A 19,780-nucleotide genomic window follows, 5' to 3' on the forward strand; every position below is an offset into this window, starting at 1 on the left:
TCAGCGTCCTTTCTTCTGGCGCAGCGCCTGCATCAGCCGCGCGGCAAGACCGGGTTTCGTCACCTGCCGGGCGCGTCCCAGCGCCAGCGCGTCGTCCGGCACGTCCTCGGTGATGACCGAACCCGAGCCGGTCATCGCCCGCGCGCCCACCGCCACCGGCGCCACCAGCATGGTGTCCGAACCGATGAAGGCATGGGCGCCGATCCGGGTCCGATGCTTCGATACCCCGTCGTAATTGCAGGTCACGGTGCCGGCGCCGATGTTCGTGGCCTCGCCGACATCGGCGTCGCCCAGATAGGTCAGGTGCCCGACCTTGACGCCCTCGTCCAGCACCGAGTTCTTGATCTCGACGAAATTGCCGACATGCACGTCGGCGCCCAGTTCCGCCCCGGCGCGCAGCCGGGCGAAGGGGCCGACGGTGGCGCCGGCGCTGACATGGCAGCCTTCCAGGTGGCAGAAGGGCAGGATCTCGGCGCCGCTTTCCACGGTCACGCCCGGGCCGAAGACCACGTTCTGGCCGATGACCGCGTCGCGGCCGATGCAGCTGTCCAGCGCGAACCAGACCGTCGCCGGGTCCGACAGCGTCACCCCGTCCTCCAGCGCCTGGGCGCGGGCGCGGGCCTGGAAGGCGGCCTCGGCCGCGGCCAGCTCGGCGCGGGTATTGATGCCCAGCGTTTCGGATTCGTCGCAGGTCACCACGTCGACGCGCAGGCCGGCGGCACGGGCCAAGCCCGGCAAGTCGGTCAGGTAGTATTCCCCGGCGGCGTTGCGGTTGCCGATCTGCGGCAGGATCTCGCGCAGCGTCGCGGCATCGGCGGCCAGCACGCCCGAGTTCACCAGCCGGATCGCCCGCGTCGCCTCGTCGGCGTCCTTGTATTCCACGATCCGCTCCAGCCCGTCGGGACCCGTGACCAGCCGGCCATAGCGGCCGGGATCAGCGGCCTCGAAACCCAGGACGATCACGTCCGAGGGGTGGCTGGCGAGCATGCCGAGCGTTTCCTCGGCGATGAAGGGGGTGTCGCCGTAAAGCACCAGAACCCGCCCCTCGAACCCTTCCAGAAGCGGCAGGGCCTGCAGAACGGCATGGGCAGTGCCCATCTGCTGCTCTTGCAGGGCGACGCGGGCGTCGGGGTCCAGCTTCGCGACCGCCTTGCGCACCTGATCGGCGCCATGGCCGGCGACGACCACGACCGTTTCCGGCTCCAGCCGGCGGCCGGTGGCCAGGGCGTGGCCGACCAGCGGCACGGCGCCCAGCCGGTGCAGCACCTTCGGCAGGTCAGACTGCATCCGGCTGCCCTGCCCGGCTGCCAGCACGATCAGCGCCACGGGTTTCTCGGTCATTCTGCCCTCTTGCCTGTTCCTTATCCTTGCCGGGCGTTCTACCTAGAGGGCAGCGAAGGGGAAAGGCCCCGGCGATCAAACATCTTGACGGAAGGTTACAGCATGGCGGGAACGGTGGTCTTCGATCTGGACGGAACGCTGGCCGATACCTCGGGCGACCTGATCGCGGCGGCAAACGCCTGTTTCCACGCGCGCGGCCTTGGCCCGCTGCTGGACCCGGACCTGGATGCGCTGATCGCCTTTCACGGCGGCCGGGCCATGCTGCGCGCCGGCTATGCGCGCCTTCCCGCCGATGCGCTGATGCCCCCCGGCGCCGAGGAAGAGGATTATCCGCGCCTGCTGAACTATTACGGCGAATCCATCGCCGTCCACACCCGGCTTTATCCCGGGGCCGAGGCGGCGCTGGACCGGCTGGCCGAGGCCGGCCACAGCCTGGCCGTATGCACCAACAAGCCATCGGCCCTGGCCGAGGTGCTGCTGCGGGAACTGGGGGTCCGCGACCGTTTCGCCGCCATGATCGGCGCCGACACCCTGCCGGTGCGCAAGCCCGACCCCCGCCCCTATCGCGCCGCGGTCGAGGGCGCGGGCGGCCGCATGGCCGAATCCTTTCTGGTGGGCGATACCGAGACCGACCGCAAGACCGCCTCGGCGGCCGGGGTCCGGGTCGCGCTGGTCGCCTTCGGCCCCGAGGGAGAAGGCCTGGCCCGGCTGGCGCCCGAGGCGATGCTGCGCCATTTCGACGAGCTGCCGGCGCTGGCCGCGGACTGGCTGGGAAAGTGACCGCCCGACTGCGGCGGACATGTTAAAGGGGGCCGCAAGGGCCCCCTGAAGCGCGGGTCTGCCGCCGGGCTTATTCGGCCGCGTCGGCGGATTTCGCGTTGAGCTGTCCGTAGTTCTGCGCGCCGATCGATTCGTAGAGATCCAGCTGGGTCTCGAGGAAATCGATATGGCCCTCTTCGTCGGTCAGCAGGGCGTCGAACAGGTTCTTGCTGACATAGTCGCCGACCTTGTCGCAATATTCGCGCGCCTCGATGTAAAGCGTGCGGGCGTCGTGCTCGGCCGCCAGATCGGATTCGAGCGTTTCCTTGAGGTTCTGGCCGATCCGCAGCGGATCGAGCTTCTGAAGGTTCGGATGGCCTTCCAGGAAGATGATTCGCTGGATCAGACGATCGGCGTGATTCATCTCCTCGATGGATTCGGCGCGCGACTTGTCGGCGATCTTGCCGAAACCCCAATCCTCTTGCAGCCGATAATGCAGCCAATACTGGCTGACCGCCGTGAGCTCAGATCGAAGCGCTGCGTTGAGATACTCGATGACCTTTGCGTCGCCCTTCATGGCTTTCCCCTTTGCGCATGGCTTTCAGCCCCCGAAGCAGCGGAGGCACGCCCAGATTATCGCATCCGCGCATGGTGTCCAGAAACAAGGGCATACAGCCACCACAATCAGCGCGCTTGCCGAGCGCGTGATAGATCTTGCCAGGGGTGATGATCGTCTGGGGGTCCGCGGCGCGCATCCAGTCGATCGCGGCTCGGATGTCGTGGTCGGAGATCTGGGTGCAGTGACAGACGATCATGGGCTCACCTTGATTGCCCCATAATTGACAGATTCGCTCGGGCAAGTAAAGCCTGAGGTTTTCACTTTGCCATGATATTGCGCCGGCCCCGCTTGACGGCCTGCGGCAGGGGCGACAGAACCCCCGGCCATGAGACTTGAGGATTTCGACTTTCACCTGCCCGAGGCGCTGATCGCGACCCGGCCTGCCCGGCCGCGGTCCTCGGCCCGGCTGCTGCTGGCCGAGGGCGATGCGATCCGCGACCTGCACGTCCACGACCTGGCCGAGCTGCTGGGACCGGGCGACCTGCTGGTGCTGAACGACACCAAGGTCATCCCGGCGCGGCTGACCGGCACCCGCACGCGCCGGACCGCCCAGGGCGCGGCGGTGGCGAAGGTCGAGATCACGCTGCTGGAGCCCGCCGCCGACGGCTGGAAGGCGCTGGCGAAACCCCTGCGCAAGCTGAAGCCGGGCGAGGTGATCCGCTTTTCCGACGCGCTGTCCGCCGAGGTGGTCGAGATCGCGCAAGCCGGGCTGACCCTGCGCTTCGATGCCGCGGGCGAGGCCTTCGACGCGGCGCTGTCCCGGGTCGGCGCCATGCCGCTGCCGCCCTATATCGCCGCGCTGCGCCCGCCGGACGAGGCCGACCGCACCGATTACCAGACCGTCTGGGCCCGCCATTCCGGCGCCGTCGCCGCGCCCACCGCCAGCCTGCATTTCGACGAGCCGCTGCTCGCGGCGCTTCGCGCGCGCGGCGTGCGCTTCGCCCATGTCACGCTGCATGTCGGTGCCGGCACCTTCCTGCCGGTCAAGGTCGAGGACGTGACCACCCACAGGATGCACGGCGAATGGGGCGAGGTCACGCCCGAGGCCGCCGCCGCCATCAACGCCACCCGCGCCGCCGGCGGCCGGGTGATTCCGGTCGGCACCACGGCGCTGCGGCTGATCGAATCGGCGGCCGCCGAGGACGGCACCGTGCATCCCTTCCGGGATGTCACGGAAATCTTCATCTATCCCGGCTATCGTTTCCGGGTGACGGATGCGCTGATGACCAATTTCCACCTGCCCCGCTCGACCCTGCTGATGCTGGTTTCGGCCCTGATGGGGCGCGACCGCATCCGGGTCGTCTATCGCCACGCCGTCGAATCGGGCTACCGCTTCTTCAGCTACGGCGACGCCTCGCTGCTGATACCGAAGAGGGAATGATGCCGACCGTGCTGCGCACTACCTGGCCGCTGCTTCTTGGCGTCCTGCTTTTGATGGTCGGCAACGGGATGCAGGGCACGCTGCTGGGCATCCGCGGCAAGATCGAGGGCATTTCCACCACCGAGATGTCGGTGGTCATGTCGGCCTATTTCGGCGGCTTCCTGCTGGGCTCGCGCGTGGTGCCGGGGATGATCCGCAGCGTCGGCCACGTGCGGGTTTTCGCCGCGCTCGGCTCGCTGATCTCCTCGGTGCTGATACTTTATGCGGCAGCGCCGGACTGGGTCGCCTGGACGGCGATGCGGCTGGTGATCGGCTTCTGCTTCTCGGGCGTCTACATCACCGCGGAAAGCTGGCTGAACGCCTCGACCAGCAACGAATCGCGCGGGCGGGCGCTGTCTGCCTATATGATCATGCAGATGCTGGGCATCATCACCGCGCAACTGCTGATGAATGTCGCCGATCCGGCGGGCTACCTGCTGTTCGTGATCCCCTCGGTGCTGGTCAGCCTGGCCTTCCTGCCGATCCTGCTGTCGCCGCAGCCGGCGCCGCAATTCGCCACGCTGAAGCTGATGAGCTTCGGCAAGCTGTTCCGGGCCTCGCCGCTGGGCTGCGTCGGCATGTTCCTGATGGGCGGCGTCTTCTCGGCGATCTTCGGCATGGCCTCGGTCTGGGGCGCGGTGAAGGGGCTGCCGGTGCGCGACATCTCGGCCTTCGTGGCGGCGATCTATGTCGGCGGGCTGCTGCTGCAATATCCGGTCGGCTGGCTGTCGGACCGCGGCGACCGCCGCGCCGTCGTCCTGGCGCTGGCGATCCTGGGCACGGCCGTGGCCGCGATCACCGTGGCGGCCCAACCCGGGATCTGGGGCCTGCTCGCCGCCGCCGCCCTGATCGGAGGCGTCGCGAACCCGGTCTATTCGCTGCTTCTGGCCCATACCAACGATTTTCTCGACAGCAGCGACATGGCGGCGGCTTCGGCCGGGCTTATGTTCATCAACGGCGTCGGCGCCATTTCCGGGCCGCTGATCACCGGCTGGCTGATGGACAGGATGGGCCCCGACGGGTTCTGGATCTATATCGGCGTGCTGCTGGCGCTGCTGGCCGGCTATACCTTCTATCGCCGCACCCGCCGGTCGAGCCCCGCCCAGGACCAGAGCTTCGCGGTGATCGCCCCCTCGGCCACCCCGGTCGCGGTCGAGGCGGCGCTGGAAACCGCCGGCTCGGACGAAGGCGACAAACCCGCCTGACGGGCTTGCAGCGGCCTGCCGGCTCTGCAACCATCCCTGGACAAACCAAGGGAAACGCCATGACCGACACCGCGACCCCGCAGGCGATCAACCGCTTCTGGCTCGACGAGGTGGGCGAACAGGGCTGGTATCTGCGCTCCGACGCCGTCGACGCCGAGGTGCGCCGCCGGTTCCTTCCCGCCTGGCAGCAGGCCGCCGACCTGGCCCCGGCCTGGGCCGACACCCCCGAGGGCGCGCTGGCCGGGCTGATCCTCGCCGACCAGTTCCCCCGCAACATGTTCCGCGAGGACCCGCGCGCCTTCGACACCGACCCGCTGGCGCGCAGCTTGGCCCGCGCCGCCGTCGCCAACGGCTTCCACCTGCAGGTCGAACCGCCGGCCCGCCAGTTCTTCTACATGCCCTTCGAGCATTCCGAGGATCTCGCCGACCAGGACCGCGCCGTGGACCTGTTCCGCCAGCACATGCCCGGCGAGAACCTGCGCCACGCCGAGATCCATCGCGACACGATCGCGAAATTCGGCCGCTTCCCCTGGCGTAACGCGGCGCTGGGACGCCAGCCCACACCGGCGGAAAATCGCATCATGCAGGCGGGGGGTTACGGCGCGCTGGTGTCGGGCAAGCTGTCGCTTGCTGACCTGTGAAAAATGGTTTAACGCTGAACTATCTATTTCCAGAGGGGGAGTTCCATGGCGCAAAGCTTCGACATGGTGGTGATCGGTTCCGGCCCGGGCGGCTATGTCTGCGCCATCCGCGGCGCGCAGCTGGGCCTGAAGGTCGCGGTCATCGAGCGCGAACATCTGGGCGGCATCTGCCTGAACTGGGGCTGCATCCCGACCAAGGCGCTGTTGCGCTCGGCCGAGGTGTTCCACCTGATGCACCGCGCCAAGGAATTCGGCCTCTCCGCCGACAAGATCGGCTATGACCTCGGCGCCGTGGTGCAACGCTCGCGCGGCGTGGCGAAACAGCTCGCCGGCGGCGTCGGCCACCTGCTGAAAAAGAACAAGGTCACCGTCATCATGGGCGAGGCTACGCTGACCGCCCCCGGCAAGCTGACGGTCAAGACCGACAAGGGCAGCGAAGAGGTCACCGGCAAGGCCATCGTGCTGGCCACCGGCGCCCGCGCCCGCAACCTGCCGGGGCTGGAAGCCGACGGCGACCTGGTCTGGAACTACAAGCACGCGCTGCAACCGCCGCGGATGCCGAAAAAGCTGCTGGTGATCGGCTCGGGCGCCATCGGCATCGAATTCGCCAGCTTCTTCAACACGCTGGGCGCCGACACCACGGTCGTCGAGGTCATGGACCGCGTGCTGCCGGTCGAGGACGCGGAAATCTCGGCCCTGGCCAAGAAGCAATTCGTCAAGCAGGGCATGAAGATCCTGGAAAAGGCCACGGTCAAGAAACTCGACCGCGCCCCCGGCAAGGTCACCGCCCATATCGAGCGGGACGGCAAGACCGAGACCCAGGAATTCGACACGGTGATCTCGGCCGTCGGCATCGTCGGCAACGTGGAAAACCTCGGCCTTGAAAAGCTGGGCGCCAAGATCGACCGCACCCATGTCGTGACCGACGAATATTGCCGCACCGGCGTCGAGGGGCTCTATGCCATCGGCGACGTGGCCGGCGCGCCCTGGCTCGCCCACAAGGCCAGCCACGAAGGCGTCATGGTCGCCGAACTGATCGCCGGCCAGCACCCGCACCCGATCAAGCCGAACTCGATCCCCGGCTGCACCTATTGCAACCCGCAGGTCGCTTCGGTCGGCCTGACCGAAGAAAAGGCGAAAGCCGCCGGCTACGAGATCAAGGTCGGCCGCTTCCCCTTCATCGGCAACGGCAAGGCCATCGCGCTCGGCGAACCCGAGGGCCTGATCAAGACCGTCTTCGACGCCAAGACCGGCGAACTCCTGGGCGCCCATATGGTCGGTGCCGAGGTCACCGAACTGATCCAGGGCTATGTCGTCGGCCGCACGCTGGAAACCACCGAGGCCGAGCTGATGGAGACCGTCTTCCCGCACCCGACGCTGTCGGAGATGATGCACGAGGCCACGCTCTCGGCCTACGGCCGCGCCATCCACTTCTGAAACCCGCCGATCCGGAAACACGAAGGGAGCCTCAGGGCTCCCTTTTCTTTTGTGCGGAAATATCTTCGGGGGTCCGGGGGCAGACAGCCCCCGGCACCAAGGCTCACGCCCGCAGCGGCATCCGCGCCTCGATCATGCCGGCATACCAGCTCGACCCGGCCGGAATCGCATTGTCGTCGAAATTATAGGCCGGGTGATGCACCATGGCGGTGTCGCCGTTGCCGACGAAGATATAGGCGCCGGGACGCTCGTTCAGCATATAGCTGAAATCCTCGCCGGCCATCAGCGGCTGAACCTCCATGTTCACGTCGCCCGCGACCGCGCGCGCCACCTCCGCCGCGAAACCCGTGGCCTCCGAATGGTTCACCGTCACCGGATAGCCGCGTTCATATGCCACCTCGGCACTGGCGCCAAAGGCGGCGGCGGTATGGGTGGCGATGCGGGCGATGCCCTCCTCCAGCCGGTCGCGGACCTGGGGGTCTAGGCTGCGGGCGGTGCCCTTCATCCGCACCACCTGCGGGATGACGTTATGGGCGGTCGAATCGGTCTCGACCACGCAGACCGAGACCACGGCGCTTTGCAGCGGATCGGTGTTGCGGGACACGATCGACTGCAGCGCCACGATGATCTGCGCCGCGACCAGGGTGGTGTCGATGCAGTCGTGGGGCTTGGCCGCATGGCCGCCCTTGCCGGTCACCACGATGTCGAACTGGTCTGTCGCGGCCATCATGGCGCCGTCGCGGATGGCGAAGCTGCCGACCGGATAGCCGGGCATGTTGTGCATGCCATAGAATTCCTGGATGCCCCAGCGCTCGACCAGCCCGTCGCGGATCATGGCCAGCCCGCCGCCGCCGCCCTCTTCGGCCGGCTGGAAGATCACCACCGCGGTGCCGTCGAAATTGCGGGTCTCGGCCAGGTATTTCGCCGCGCCCAGCAGCATGGCCGTATGGCCGTCATGGCCGCAGGCATGCATGACCCCCGGCACCTGCGAGGCATAGTCCACCCCGGTCTGCTCGCGGATCGGCAGCGCATCCATGTCGGCGCGCAGCCCCACCACCCGGCCGCTGCTGTCGCTGCGGCCCTTGATGACGCCGACGACGCCGGTGCGGCCCACGCCCTCGGTGACCTCGTCCAGGCCGAATTCGCGCAGAAGCTGGGCGACGCGGCCGGCGGTGCGATGCACCTGATAGTCGAGCTCGGGGTTCCGGTGGAAGTCGCGGCGCCAGGCGGTGATCTCGGGCAGCAGCTCTGCGAAACGGTTCTTGACGGGCATGTGACAATCTCCTTCGGCGCGAAGGTTACGCCTTTCGTCCCGCGCCGCAAGGCTGTGCGACGGCCCCGGCACCGAAACGCAAAAGCCCCGGCCGACGCCGGGGCTTTCGCCGCGCTTCCCGGAAGCGGAACCCCCGCAGCCAAAGACATGGGCCCGAGACTCCCGGGCCCACGCCGACGCTTCAGAACTTCGCCCGCAGCGTCAGCTCGGCCGAACGCCCGTCGCCATAGACCACGGTGTCATAGAAACCGGTGGTGGCGTAATACTTCTTGTCGAAGATATTGTTCACGCTGAGCGACAGCGCGGTCTTGTCGTTCAGGTCATATTTGGCGTTCAGATCGAAGACCGCATAGCTGCCCTGGTGCACGTTCGGCTGTTCCAGCTCGGAGGTGAAGTCCATGCTGTCGGTGCCGCTTTGCCAGCGCATCGCCCCGCCCAGGGTCAGCTTGTCCTGCAACGCCGCCAGCCGGTAGTCGGTCGCCAGCTTCAGCGTGTGCTGGGGCTGGTCGGCATACAGCTTGTTCCCGTCCTGATCCTTGGAGGTGCGATAGGTATAGCCGGCCGAGACGTTCCAGCGGTCGTTGATCGCCCCCGCCGCCTCGACCTCGAAGCCGCGCGTCTTGGTGCCGTCGATGCTGCGATAGACCGACCGATCCTCTTCCAGATCGTAATACAGGTATTCGGCAACATCCTTCTGATCGGTCTGGAAGATCGCGGCCGAGACATACAGCCGGCCGTCCAGCGGATCGCCCTTGACCCCCAGCTCGTAGTTCCAGCCATAGGCCGGATCCAGATAATTGCCGTCGACGTCCTGCGCCAGCTGCGGCTTGAAGATGCTGGTGATGCTGCCATAGGCGGTCCAGACCGGAGTCAGGTCATAGGTCGCCCCGACATAGGGGGTGATCTCGGCATCGTAGCTGTAGTCCAGCGTCGTCACGCCGTCGGTGGCGTCGCTGCCGCTCCACCAGCTGGCGCGCGCGCCGCCGATCAGCGCCAGCGCGTCGGTCGCGTGGAACTGCAGGGTGCCGTAGACGCCGTATTGGCGCGCGGTGGTCTTGCCGACGCTGGTCGGGCCATCCGACCACACCGGCTCGGCCGGGCCGCCGTTCCAGTCGAAGACATTCTCGATCGGCGTGCCGATGCCGGTCAGCGCACTGTAGGAATCGTTCGTCGCCGAGGCATAGGACATCATCGCGCCCAACACGAACTGGTGGTCGCGGCCCATCGCCTGGAAATCGCCGTTGACCATCGCGTTCAGTGTCGAGACGTCGGATCGTCCGTCGTATTTCGCCGCCGACAGCAACGACAGGCCGCTGCCGTCGCGATCCGGCGCGCCATTGGCCCAGGACAGCTGCATGTCGGAATCGGTGCGGATATGGCTCAGGACCAGCCGGCCGGTCCAGCCGTTGCGAAACACGTGCTCCAGCGAGGCGAAGGCATCGGTCCGCGCGGTATCGACATAGGTCCAGTCGGTGCCCATGGTCGAGCCGTCGGGCCAGTCGATCAGCCCGCCGTCGGCATAGAAGGACGGCAGCCCGGCCCAGGTCACGGCATCGGCGTTGGTCTTTTGATAGCTGATGCCGGTCGACAGCACGGTGTTTTCGTCGATGTCGACCTCAACGGCGCCGAACAGAACATATTTGTCCTTGGTATAGTTGTCGAGGAAACCGTCCCGCTTGTCGACCACGCCGACCAGCCGGCCGCGCACCGAGCCCGAGGCGTTCAGCGGCCCGGACACGTCCGCCTCCACCCGCGCGCCCTTGGGATCGGCCAGCGAGAAGGCGGCCTCGCTCTGGAACACCTCGGTCGGCCGCTTGCGGATGAAGTTGATCGAGGCGCCCGGCTCGCCCGCGCCCGACATCAGGCCGGTGGCGCCGCGCACGATCTCGACATGGTCGTACAGCGCCATGTCGGGATTGTTGTCGCCGAACTGATAGACCACGTCGCGCGGCACCGGGGCGCTGTCATATTGATAGGCGTCGATGGGAAAACCGCGCGAATAATAGTTGATGCGGTCGCTTTCAAAGGCCTGCACGGTGATGCCGGTCGCCGCGTCCATCGTCTCGGCGATGGTGGTGATGTTGCGGTCCTTCATCTGCGCGTCGGTGATGACGCTGGTGGATTGCGGGGTTTCCTTCTGGCTCAGCACCAGCCCGGTGGCCGAGCGCATCCATTCGGTGGTCCAGCTGTCGGTGCCCTCGGTCTGGGTGCCGGGGGCGGCGGTGATCGTCACCTCGTCCAGGGTGACGGCGGTGCCAGAGCCGTCCTGGGCCTGTTGCGCCATGGCCGGGACGGCCAGCGCCAGGATGCCGGCGGAAAGCGCCGTGGTCAGCCGCGCGCGTGCGGCGAATGAGATCAGGGGGCGGTATGTCATGGGAAAGCCATCCGATGCGGTTTCGTTTCGGGCTGGCATGGAGCTGGCTTCTGTCCCCGCTATTCCCGCCGCATGGGCGACCGGGCAAGCGGACTCGTCCGCCGGCGAAGGGTTGCGACGACATGCGACAATTCCGCAACAGGTGCGGTTCAACCATGCGTTGCGGGGACGGTCAGGACCATGTGGCCGGGCGCGACCTGGGCATAGGTCGAAGGCGCCGGCACATGGCCGACCGGGTGGATCGGCGCGCCCGCGGGGGTGGGCCGAGGTCCTCGGCCAACCGCCGGCGGCGCGGATCGGGCACAGGCACGGCGGCCAGCAGGCGGCGGGTATAGGGATGCTGCGGGCTTTCCAGGACCTGGCGGCGGCTGCCGATTTCCACGATGCGGCCCTGATGCATCACCGCGACGCGGTGGCTGATGCGCTCGACCACCGCCATGTCGTGGCTGATGAACAGCATGGCGATGCCAAGCTGGCGCTGCAGGTCCTCCAGCAGTTCCAGCACCTGCGCCCGGACCGAGACGTCCAGCGCCGAGACCGCCTCGTCGGCGACGATCAGCCGCGGCTCCAATGCCAGGGCGCGGGCGATGGCGATGCGCTGGCGCTGGCCGCCGGAAAGCTCGTGCGGATAGCGGTGCATCAGGCTGCGCGGCAGCTCGACCCGGTCGAAGAGCCGGGCGATACGGTCGCGGCGCTCGGCGCGGCTGCCGATGCCATGGTTCAGCAGCGGCTCCTCGACCTGATCCAGCAGCCGCATCTGCGGGTCGAGGCTGGCGAAAGGATCCTGAAAGATCATCTGCATGTCGCGCCGGGCGCGGCGCAGGTCCGCGGCGCCTAGGTTGAGAATGTCGCGCCCGGCCAGTCGGACCCGGCCCGAGGCGGGTTCGACCAGCCGCAGGATCGAGCGGCCGGCGGTGGACTTGCCGCTGCCCGATTCGCCGACCAGCGCCAGGGTCTGTCCGGCGTCCAGGGTGAAGGAAACGTCCTCGACCGCATGCAGCTGCGCCAGCCTGCGGCGCAGCAGCCCGCCGCGGATCGGAAAGCGGGTGCAGAGGTTTTCGACCTGAAGCAGCGGCGCCGCCTGCGGCGGGGGCGCGGGCGGATCGCGGCCGGCCATCTCGCCCAGGCGCGGCACGGCGGCAAGCAGGGCGCGGGTATAGGGCTGGCGCGGGCGGGCGAAGATTTCGGCGGCCGGCCCCTCTTCCACCACCGCGCCGCCGCGCATGACCAGCACGCGGTCGGCGATCTGGGCGACGACGCCCATGTCGTGGGTGATGAACAGCACCGCCATGCCGGCCTGCCGCTTCAGCCGGTCGATCAGGGCCAGGATCTCGGCCTGGAGGGTCACGTCCAGCGCCGTGGTCGGCTCGTCGCAGATCAGCAGCCGCGGGCGGCAGGCCATGGCCATGGCGATGACCACGCGCTGGCGCATGCCGCCGGACAGTTCGTGCGGATATTGCCGCAGCCGGCGCTCGGGTTCGGGGATGCAGAGTTCGCGCAGCAGCTCCAGCGCCCGGGCGCGGGCCTGGCGCCGCGACAGCCCGCGGTGGGCGACCAGCCCCTCGGACAGCTGCGCGCCGATGGTGAAGACCGGGTTCAGCGCTGTCATCGGCTCTTGAAAGACCATCGCGAGCTGGTTGCCGCGCAGGCGGCGCATGGCGGCGGGCGATGCCTGGGCAAGGTCGATCATGTCCTGCTCGCGCCGGAACAGCAGCCGGCCGCCGGCGATCTCGCCGCCGCCGAATTCGACCAGCCGCATCAGCGACAGCGCCCCCACCGACTTGCCGGCGCCGGATTCGCCGACGATGCACAGGCATTCGCCGGCGGCGATGTCGAAGGACAGGTTGCGCAGCCCGGCGACGGTCCCGTCCCCGGTCCGGAACGCGACCCGAAGCCCCTGGACCGAGACGAGCGGGTTCCGTTGCGGCATCTGTCCCCCTTCCCCGCCGGTGCCTGCCGCGGTCAGGCTAATGCCGCGCCGGGAGGTTGCAACCGAAAAGCCGGCGAAGAAGCGCCTTGCTTTCCAAGGAAAAGCGGTCTGAAAATCGGCGCAGGAGCGGCCGGCGGCAGCCCGGCCCATGCCTATCACAGCGACAGGAGACGGCGATGCAAGTGAGATGCTGGATGCTGGGGGCCGCCGCGGCGGCGCTGGCCGCCCCTGCCGCGATGGCGGGGCGGGGCAGCGACGGGCAGGTGAACGTCATCATGTGGCAGGCGCCCTCGACGATGAACCCCTATCTGTCGCCCGGCACCAAGGACATCATCGCCAGCAGCATCGCGCTAGAGCCGCTGGCGAGCTTCACCCCCCAGGGCGGGCTGGCGCCGCGGCTGGCCGCCGAAATCCCCAGCCGCGAGAACGGCGGCATCGCCCCGGACCTGCGCAGCGTGACCTGGAAGCTGAAGCCGGGGATCCGGTGGGCCGACGGCTCGCCGCTGACCGCCGAGGACGTGGCCTTCACCGCCGCCTATTGCATGGACCCCTCGGGCGGCTGCGCGCAGCTGGCAAAGTTCGAGGGCGTCGAAAGCGTCGAGGCGCTGGACGCATTGACGGTCCGGATCCGCTTCGCGACGCCGCGATCCGATCCGTTCTCGGCCTTCGTCGGCGCGCAGACGCCGGTGCTGCAAAAGGCGCAGTTCCGCGACTGCATCGGCGAAAAGGCCCCGACCTGCACCCAGCAGAACTTCAACCCCGTCGGCACCGGCCCGTTCAAGGTGGTCGCGTTCCGCACCAACGACAGCATCACCTTCGAGGCGAACCCCGAATACCGCGCGTCCGACCAGCCCGCTTTCGCCAAGCTGCTGATCAAGGGCGGCGGCGACGCGGCGGCGGCGGCGCGGGCGGTGCTGGAAACAGGCGAGTTCGACTATGCCTGGAACACCCAGCTGGCGCCGGACGTGATGGCGGGCATGGAGGCGGCCGGCAAGGGTCAGAACGTCGTCGCCTTCGGCAGCCTGGTCGAGCGCATCCACGTCAACCTGACCGATCCCTCGCCGGACCTGCCCGAGGGCGAGCGCTCGACCGCCAAGCATCCGCATCCGATCCTGCAGGACGCCAATGTGCGCAAGGCGCTGTCCATGGCCATCGACCGGCAGTTGCTGACCGAGCTGGGCTATGGCCCGGCCGGCCAGCCCAGCTGCAATCTGGTGCCGGCGCCGGACGCGTGGGCCTCGGACAACACCGACTGCATGGCGCAGGATGTCGAGGGGGCGAAAAGGCTGCTGGACGAGGCCGGCTGGCTGCCGGGTCCCGACGGCATCCGCGAAAAGGACGGCAGGCGGCTGAAGCTGCTGTTCCAGTCCTCGGTCAACGCCGTGCGCCAGGATTTCCAGGCGCTGATCAAGCAATGGTGGTCCGATATCGGGGTCGAGACCGAGCTGAAGGTGGTGGAACCCTCGGTCTTTTTCGGCGGCGACGCCGGTTCTCCCGACACGTTCCAGAAATTCCATGCCGACGTCGAGATGTATGCGAACAACTTCGAGGGCAACAACCCCGAGCCCTATCTGGCGCGCCAGACCTGCGACAAGATCCCCGGCCCGGAAAACCAGTGGCAGGGCGAGAACACCAGCCGCTATTGCGACCCCGAATTCGACCGGCTGATCGGCGAGATGACGCAGATCGTCGATCCGGCCGCGCGCGGCGCCATGGGCAAGCGCCTGAACGAGATGCTGACCCGCGACAGCAATGCCATCATTCCCCTGGTCTATCGCGGCACCACCTCGGCGGTCTCGAACCGGCTGGGCGGGGTCCAGATGAACGCCTGGGACAGCGAGCTGTGGAACGTCGCCGACTGGCATCGCATCGAACCATGACCCGCGCCCGCCGCGGCGGCGGGCCGCGCATCCCTTGGCCCTGCCGCAAGGGCGCGATGCCGCCCTGCCCCGCCCTCGCCGGGCGCGGCGGCTGGCCGTGGGCCCTGGTTCGGGCCGGGCATCCACCCGCCGGCTGGGGTTGCGCCGGATGAGTCGCGGGGCGCCGCCATGCTGAACTTTGCCCTGCGCCGGCTGCTGCTGGCGGTGCCGACGTTGCTCTTCATCTCGCTGGTGGTGTTCCTGCTGCTTGAGGCGGCGCCCGGCGATCCGCTGGGCGACGTGCCGCTGACCGTGCCGCCCGAGGTCAAGGAACGGATGCGCGAGGCGCTGGGGCTGGGCCAGGCCTGGTATCTGCGCTACCTGCTGTGGCTGAAGCAGTTCTTCTGGGTCGAGCCGCTCTACTGGTTCGACCGGCTCTGGGGCACCGATTTCAGCCGCGGCATGCAGCGCATCATCAGCTTCCAAAGCCGCAGCCCGGTCTTCGACGTGATCGCCGAGCGGCTGCCGCAGACGCTGACGGTGGTCGGCCTGTCCTATGTGCTGGGGGTGCTGATCGCGGTGCCGATCGGCATCGTCTCGGCCTATCGGCAATACAGCTGGTTCGACCAGATCGGCACTTTCGTCGCCATGGTCGGATTTTCGCTGCCGACCTTCTTTACCGGCGTGGTGATGATCCTGGTCTTCGGCATCCGGCTGCAATGGTTTCCCTCGGTCTACGACACCACGCTGCGGGTGACGGACTGGGGCAGCTTCGTGCAGCAGCTGCGGCAGATGGCGATGCCGGTCGCGGTGCTGGCGCTTTACAACGCGGCGCAGATCAGCCGCTTCATGCGGGCCTCGATGCTGGACAACCTGCGGCAGGACTATGTGCGCACCGCCCGGGCCAAGGGCCTGCCCGAGCGGGTGGTGGTGCTGAAGCACGTGCTGCGCAACAGCCTGATCCCGGTGGTGACGGTGATCGCGCTGGGGCTGCCGGCGGTCTTCGGCGGCGCCATCATCACCGAGCAGGTGTTCAAGGTGAACGGGCTGGGCCAGCTGCTGATCCTGGCGATCCATGCCAACGACCTGCCGATGGTGATGGCGCTGACCATGATCTTCGCGGTGCTGATCGTGGGCTTCACCCTGGTCGCCGATCTGCTCTACGGCCTGCTGGACCCGAGGATCCGCTATGACTGAGCCGCCGCCCGCGCCGGCAGAGACCGCGCCGGCCCGCAGCCGCGGCTGCGGCATCTGGCGGCAGTTCCGCCGGCATCGCGGCGCCATGCTGGGGCTGCTGGTCCTTGCCGCGATCCTGCTGTTCGCGGGGTTGGGGCCGCTGGTCTGGCGGCTCGATCCGGGGTTCGTCGACATCCGCGCCCGCAACCAGGGCTTCGGCGCCGCGCATCCGCTGGGCACCGACCAACTGGGCCGCGACCTGCTGGCGCGGCTGATGGCCGGGGGGCGGGTGACGCTGGCGGTGGGGCTGGCGGCGATGGCGGTGGCGCTGGGATTCGGCAGCCTGGTCGGCATCGCCGCGGGCTGGTCGCGGCGGCTGGACGCGCCGCTGATGCGGCTGACCGAACTGTTCCTGGCCCTGCCGCTGCTGCCGCTGCTGCTGCTGATGGTGATGCTGTTCCGCGAGCCGCTGGCCCGCGCCATGGGGCCGGCCGGGGGCAGCTTCCTGCTGATCGTCGCCGCCATCGGCGCCACCTCGTGGATGCAGACCGCGCGCATCCTGCGCGGCGAGGTGCTGGCGCTGAAAGAGCGCGAGTTCATCCTGGCCGCGGTCTCGACCGGCACGCCGACGCGGCGGATGATCCTGCGTCATGTCGTCCCCAACGTCGTCTCGCCCATGCTGGTGGCGGCGACGCTGGGCATCGCCGCCGCCATCGTCACCGAAAGCGCGCTCTCCTTTCTGGGCCTGGGGTTTCCGCCGGATTTTCCGACCTGGGGCCGGCTGCTTTACGACGCGGTGGACCAGATGCAGCTTTATCCCTGGCGGGTGGTGCTGCCGGGGCTGCTGATCTCGCTGACGGTGCTGTCGGTGAACTATGTCGGCGACGGGCTGCGCGACGCCATGGATCCGCGGCAACGGCACCGCTGACGCGCCCTGCCGCCGGGGTATTTGGGCAACGGAAAAAGCGCTTAAAGGGCGCGGGCGAGCGTCGCCAGTTCCGCGCGCGGCAAGATCAGCAGCATCGGCCCCTCGCAGGCCAGCGTGACCGGCCCGGTCGCCTGGTTCGACGTGCCGCTGCGGCCGTCCGGGGCGAAGGCGAGCCCGTCGATGGGCCAGCGCAGACCCTGCGAGCGCCCGGTGGCCGCCCCCATCGGGAACAGCGAGACCCGGGTGCCGGGGGCGAGATCCAGCGCCAGCCGGGCGGGGGCGCGGGTGATGACGTCCTCGCCCGCGACCAGCAGGCAGGGCGGGCCGACGCGGCGGGCGATGACGCCCAGCGCCGACAGGAAATGGTCGTGGCGGCCGCCAGCGAAGCCCAGGGCAACGACGAAGGGGGTCCGCAGCCGGGACAGGCATTTCTCGAAATCGGTGCTGTCCTGTTCCGCGACCGGATGCAGGTTCCCGGGCGGGATCGCGGCCCTGGCGCGGTCCGAGATGCTGTCGAAATCGCCCCAGACCGCCTGCGGCATCAGCCCGAACTGCAGCGCTGTATCGGCGCCGCCATCGGCCGCGGCCACCACCGGCGCCAGCGCCAGCGCGGCGTCGAGATCGGCGCGGGCCACGGGCGCTCCGCCGATCAGCGTGACCGGCCGGGGGCTCTGCAGGATCATTCCGGCTTGCCGATGCCGCTGAAGACCTTGCGGAAGGGCAGCGCCCAGAGGATGCCCAAGACGACATAGACCGCGAGCTCGACCAGGATCGGCTGACGGCCCCAGGTCCGGTCCATCCAGTTCACCAGCGTCACCGCCACGACGATATAGAGCGGCAATCCGATCACCAGGATCAGCAGCGACCAGCGTTTGCGGGATTTCAGGTCCATCGGCTTTTCCTTTCCGGGATGGGGCGAGGGAGCACCGCCTGCCAGCGGCCGAGGTTGCACTGGACGCCGCCGCGGCGCATCGGGCCGGGATAGAGCACCCGCGGCGGCCGGAAGCTGACGAAGCTCGGCACCGGCCTCCGGCAGCGCCAGCCCAGCGGGTCGAGATAAGCCGGCGGCCTGTCCATGGTCACGATCACCAAGCGCCCGCGCATCGACCGGTCCCACCGGGGGTCGCGGTAGTGGCAGCGAAATCGCGGCCCCGCAAGTGCCTGTACCAAAGCCCGGTCAGCAGCGCCGGCCTGGACCCCCGCCACAGCGGGGAGGCCGGGATCAGGTGACGGCAGGCGGCGATGCGCGACCGGAGGGATTCGCGGTTCGGCTCCCAGGGCTGCGGCCGGGTATCGCCGCGGTGCTGGACCGGATCGAGATCGCGCGCCGGGCGGCGGCGGCCGAGGGGCGGCATAGGCGTCCGCCAGATGCGTCGTCGGCCGGTCCCCATCGGGATGGCCGTCGAGCATCAGGACGCCGCCGCCCATCCCGCTCAGTCCGCGAAGGGATCGGTGACGAGGATGGTGTCGTCGCGCTCGGGCGAGGTCGAGAGCAGCGCCACCGGGCACTGGATCAGCTCCTCGATGCGGCGGACGTATTTGATCGCCTCGGCCGGCAGGTCGGCCCAGGACCGCGCGCCCTGCGTCGATTGCTTCCAGCCCGGCATTTCCTCATAGACCGGCCGCACCCGGTCCTGCAGCGCGGCGGCGGTGGGCAGGTGGTCGTAATGCTTGCCCTCGATTTCGTAGCCCACGCAGATCTTCAGCGTCTCGAACCCGTCCAACACATCGAGCTTGGTCAGCGCGATGCCGTTCACGCCGGAAATGGCGCAGGTCTGGCGCACCAGCACCGCGTCGAACCAGCCGCAGCGGCGCTTGCGGCCGGTGACGGTGCCGAATTCGTGGCCGCGCTCGCCCAGGCGCTGGCCGTCGGCATCCTCCAGCTCGGTCGGGAACGGACCCGAGCCGACGCGGGTGGTATAGGCCTTGACGATGCCCAGCACGAAGCCGATGGCCGAGGGGCCGACGCCGGTGCCGGTCGCCGCCATGCCCGACATGGTGGTCGAGCTGGTCACATAGGGATAGGTACCGAAGTCGATGTCGAGCAGGCTGCCCTGCGCACCCTCGAACAGGATGCGCTTGCCGGATTTGCGGGCGTCGTTCATCACCTTCCACACCGGCTGCGCGTATTGCAGCAGCTTCGGCGCGATTTCCAGCAGGCGGGCGCGCAGGTCGGCGCGATCGATGGCCGTGGCGCCCAGACCCTGGCGCAGCGCGTCGTGATGGGCCAGCAGCCGGTCGAGGCGCGAATCCAGCGTCTCCTCGTCGCCGAGATCGGCAACGCGGATGCTGCGGCGGCCGACCTTGTCCTCATAGGCGGGGCCGATGCCGCGGCCGGTGGTGCCGATCTTGCTGGCGCCCGCCGCTTCTTCGCGCAGCTGGTCGAGGTCCTGGTGCAGCGGCAGGATCAGCGGCGTGTTCTCGGCGATCATCAGGTTCTGCGGCCCGATCTCGACCCCCTGGGCCGAGAGCTTGTCGATTTCCGCGAACAGCGCCCAGGGGTCCAGCACCACGCCGTTGCCGATCACCGCCATCTTGCCCTTGCGCACGATGCCCGAGGGCAGCAGCGACAGCTTGAAGACCTGGTTGCCGATGACCAGCGTGTGGCCGGCATTGTGGCCGCCCTGGAAGCGCGCGATCACATCGGCGCGTTCAGACAGCCAGTCGACGATCTTGCCCTTGCCCTCGTCGCCCCATTGCGCGCCGACGACCACCACATTGGCCATAGTGCTTCCCTTCCCGCGGATGAATGCCGCGGACGGTATAATGGCCGAAGCCGCGGGGGGAAAGCGCATTCCGCCCTGCCGCTGCTCCGAGC

General features: G+C 68.5%; 17 protein-coding genes and 1 pseudogene. 8 read left to right on the forward strand and 10 right to left on the reverse strand.

Going from position 1 to position 19,780, the window contains the following annotated elements; genetic code table 11:
• On the reverse strand, positions 1–1,341 hold the full coding sequence (gene glmU, locus JCM7685_RS12555) for a bifunctional UDP-N-acetylglucosamine diphosphorylase/glucosamine-1-phosphate N-acetyltransferase GlmU (RefSeq protein WP_074969036.1): 1,341 nt from the start codon (positions 1,339–1,341) through the stop codon (positions 1–3).
• Positions 1,342–1,443: 102 nt separating this feature from the next.
• On the opposite strand from glmU, the gene JCM7685_RS12560 reads away from it, so the two are divergent.
• The gene (locus JCM7685_RS12560) at positions 1,444–2,121 is read left to right on the forward strand and encodes an HAD-IA family hydrolase (RefSeq protein WP_074969038.1); all 678 of its coding nucleotides are present in this window, start codon (positions 1,444–1,446) and stop codon (positions 2,119–2,121) included.
• 70 nt (positions 2,122–2,191) lie between these two features.
• On the opposite strand, the gene bfr is transcribed toward JCM7685_RS12560, so the two are convergent.
• Both bfr and JCM7685_RS12570 read right to left on the reverse strand, forming a co-directional pair.
• On the reverse strand, positions 2,192–2,677 hold the full coding sequence (gene bfr / locus JCM7685_RS12565) for a bacterioferritin (RefSeq protein WP_074969040.1): 486 nt from the start codon (positions 2,675–2,677) through the stop codon (positions 2,192–2,194).
• Positions 2,625–2,915, reverse strand: a complete 291-nt coding sequence (locus JCM7685_RS12570; RefSeq protein ID WP_074969042.1) for a (2Fe-2S)-binding protein — start codon at positions 2,913–2,915, stop codon at positions 2,625–2,627. The genes bfr and JCM7685_RS12570 overlap by 53 nt, the downstream gene beginning before the upstream one ends.
• 129 nt (positions 2,916–3,044) lie before the next feature.
• On the opposite strand from JCM7685_RS12570, the gene queA reads away from it, so the two are divergent.
• From queA to lpdA, 4 genes are read left to right on the forward strand one after another with little or no spacing between them, the layout of a single operon-like run.
• Positions 3,045–4,100 carry a tRNA preQ1(34) S-adenosylmethionine ribosyltransferase-isomerase QueA gene (gene queA / locus JCM7685_RS12575; protein ID WP_074969044.1) on the forward strand — a complete coding sequence of 352 codons (1,056 nt, stop codon included), beginning with the start codon at positions 3,045–3,047 and terminating at the stop codon, positions 4,098–4,100.
• Positions 4,100–5,344 (forward strand): MFS transporter, encoded by a 1,245-nt coding sequence (locus JCM7685_RS12580; protein ID WP_074969046.1) that lies wholly within the window; start codon positions 4,100–4,102, stop codon positions 5,342–5,344. Before queA ends, JCM7685_RS12580 begins: the two co-directional genes overlap by 1 nt.
• A 59-nt stretch (positions 5,345–5,403) precedes the next feature.
• Complete coding sequence (locus JCM7685_RS12585) at positions 5,404–5,985, forward strand: DUF924 family protein (protein ID WP_074969048.1); 582 nt, start codon at positions 5,404–5,406, stop codon at positions 5,983–5,985.
• A gap of 45 nt (positions 5,986–6,030) precedes the next feature.
• Positions 6,031–7,422 (forward strand): dihydrolipoyl dehydrogenase, encoded by a 1,392-nt coding sequence (gene lpdA / locus JCM7685_RS12590; RefSeq protein ID WP_074969050.1) that lies wholly within the window; start codon positions 6,031–6,033, stop codon positions 7,420–7,422.
• 103 nt (positions 7,423–7,525) lie between these two features.
• Here lpdA and JCM7685_RS12595 read toward each other — a convergent pair whose 3' ends face one another.
• The 3 genes and pseudogenes from JCM7685_RS12595 to JCM7685_RS12605 all read right to left on the reverse strand — a co-directional run bounded on the left by JCM7685_RS12595 (position 7,526) and on the right by JCM7685_RS12605 (position 12,999).
• Complete coding sequence (locus JCM7685_RS12595; protein ID WP_074969052.1) at positions 7,526–8,695, reverse strand: M20 aminoacylase family protein; 1,170 nt, start codon at positions 8,693–8,695, stop codon at positions 7,526–7,528.
• Positions 8,696–8,876: 181 nt separating this feature from the next.
• On the reverse strand, positions 8,877–11,069 hold the full coding sequence (locus tag JCM7685_RS12600; protein ID WP_074969054.1) for a TonB-dependent siderophore receptor: 2,193 nt from the start codon (positions 11,067–11,069) through the stop codon (positions 8,877–8,879).
• A gap of 149 nt (positions 11,070–11,218) precedes the next feature.
• Positions 11,219–12,999, reverse strand: a pseudogene (locus tag JCM7685_RS12605) (ABC transporter ATP-binding protein).
• A gap of 176 nt (positions 13,000–13,175) precedes the next feature.
• Here JCM7685_RS12605 and JCM7685_RS12610 point away from each other — a divergent pair.
• The 3 genes from JCM7685_RS12610 (at position 13,176) to JCM7685_RS12620 (ending at position 16,962) form a co-directional block, all read left to right on the forward strand.
• A complete protein-coding gene (locus JCM7685_RS12610) occupies positions 13,176–14,879 on the forward strand; it encodes a peptide ABC transporter substrate-binding protein (protein WP_074969058.1) in 1,704 nt (567 codons plus the stop codon).
• Positions 14,880–15,047: 168 nt separating this feature from the next.
• Complete coding sequence (locus tag JCM7685_RS12615; RefSeq protein WP_074969060.1) at positions 15,048–16,055, forward strand: ABC transporter permease; 1,008 nt, start codon at positions 15,048–15,050, stop codon at positions 16,053–16,055.
• Positions 16,048–16,962 (forward strand): ABC transporter permease, encoded by a 915-nt coding sequence (locus JCM7685_RS12620; protein WP_074969062.1) that lies wholly within the window; start codon positions 16,048–16,050, stop codon positions 16,960–16,962. The genes JCM7685_RS12615 and JCM7685_RS12620 overlap by 8 nt, the downstream gene beginning before the upstream one ends.
• Positions 16,963–17,003: 41 nt before the next feature.
• On the opposite strand, the gene JCM7685_RS12625 is transcribed toward JCM7685_RS12620, so the two are convergent.
• The 4 genes from JCM7685_RS12625 to JCM7685_RS12640 all read right to left on the reverse strand — a co-directional run bounded on the left by JCM7685_RS12625 (position 17,004) and on the right by JCM7685_RS12640 (position 19,688).
• Positions 17,004–17,645, reverse strand: coding sequence for a thiamine diphosphokinase (locus JCM7685_RS12625; protein WP_074969064.1), 642 nt, complete (start codon positions 17,643–17,645; stop codon positions 17,004–17,006).
• Positions 17,642–17,854 carry a DUF2842 domain-containing protein gene (locus JCM7685_RS12630; protein ID WP_074969066.1) on the reverse strand — a complete coding sequence of 71 codons (213 nt, stop codon included), beginning with the start codon at positions 17,852–17,854 and terminating at the stop codon, positions 17,642–17,644. Before JCM7685_RS12630 ends, JCM7685_RS12625 begins: the two co-directional genes overlap by 4 nt.
• Entirely contained in the window at positions 17,845–18,066 is a 222-nt protein-coding gene (locus JCM7685_RS12635) for a hypothetical protein (protein ID WP_100526084.1), read from the reverse strand. Before JCM7685_RS12635 ends, JCM7685_RS12630 begins: the two co-directional genes overlap by 10 nt.
• A gap of 329 nt (positions 18,067–18,395) precedes the next feature.
• Positions 18,396–19,688: an adenylosuccinate synthase gene (locus JCM7685_RS12640; protein ID WP_074969068.1), complete on the reverse strand. Its 1,293-nt coding sequence runs from the start codon at positions 19,686–19,688 to the stop codon at positions 18,396–18,398.
• Positions 19,689–19,780: the final 92 nt, after the last annotated feature.

Origin of the sequence: Paracoccus aminovorans, from assembly GCF_900005615.1 — a bacterium.
In the GTDB taxonomy this organism is placed as follows: domain Bacteria; phylum Pseudomonadota; class Alphaproteobacteria; order Rhodobacterales; family Rhodobacteraceae; genus Paracoccus; species Paracoccus aminovorans.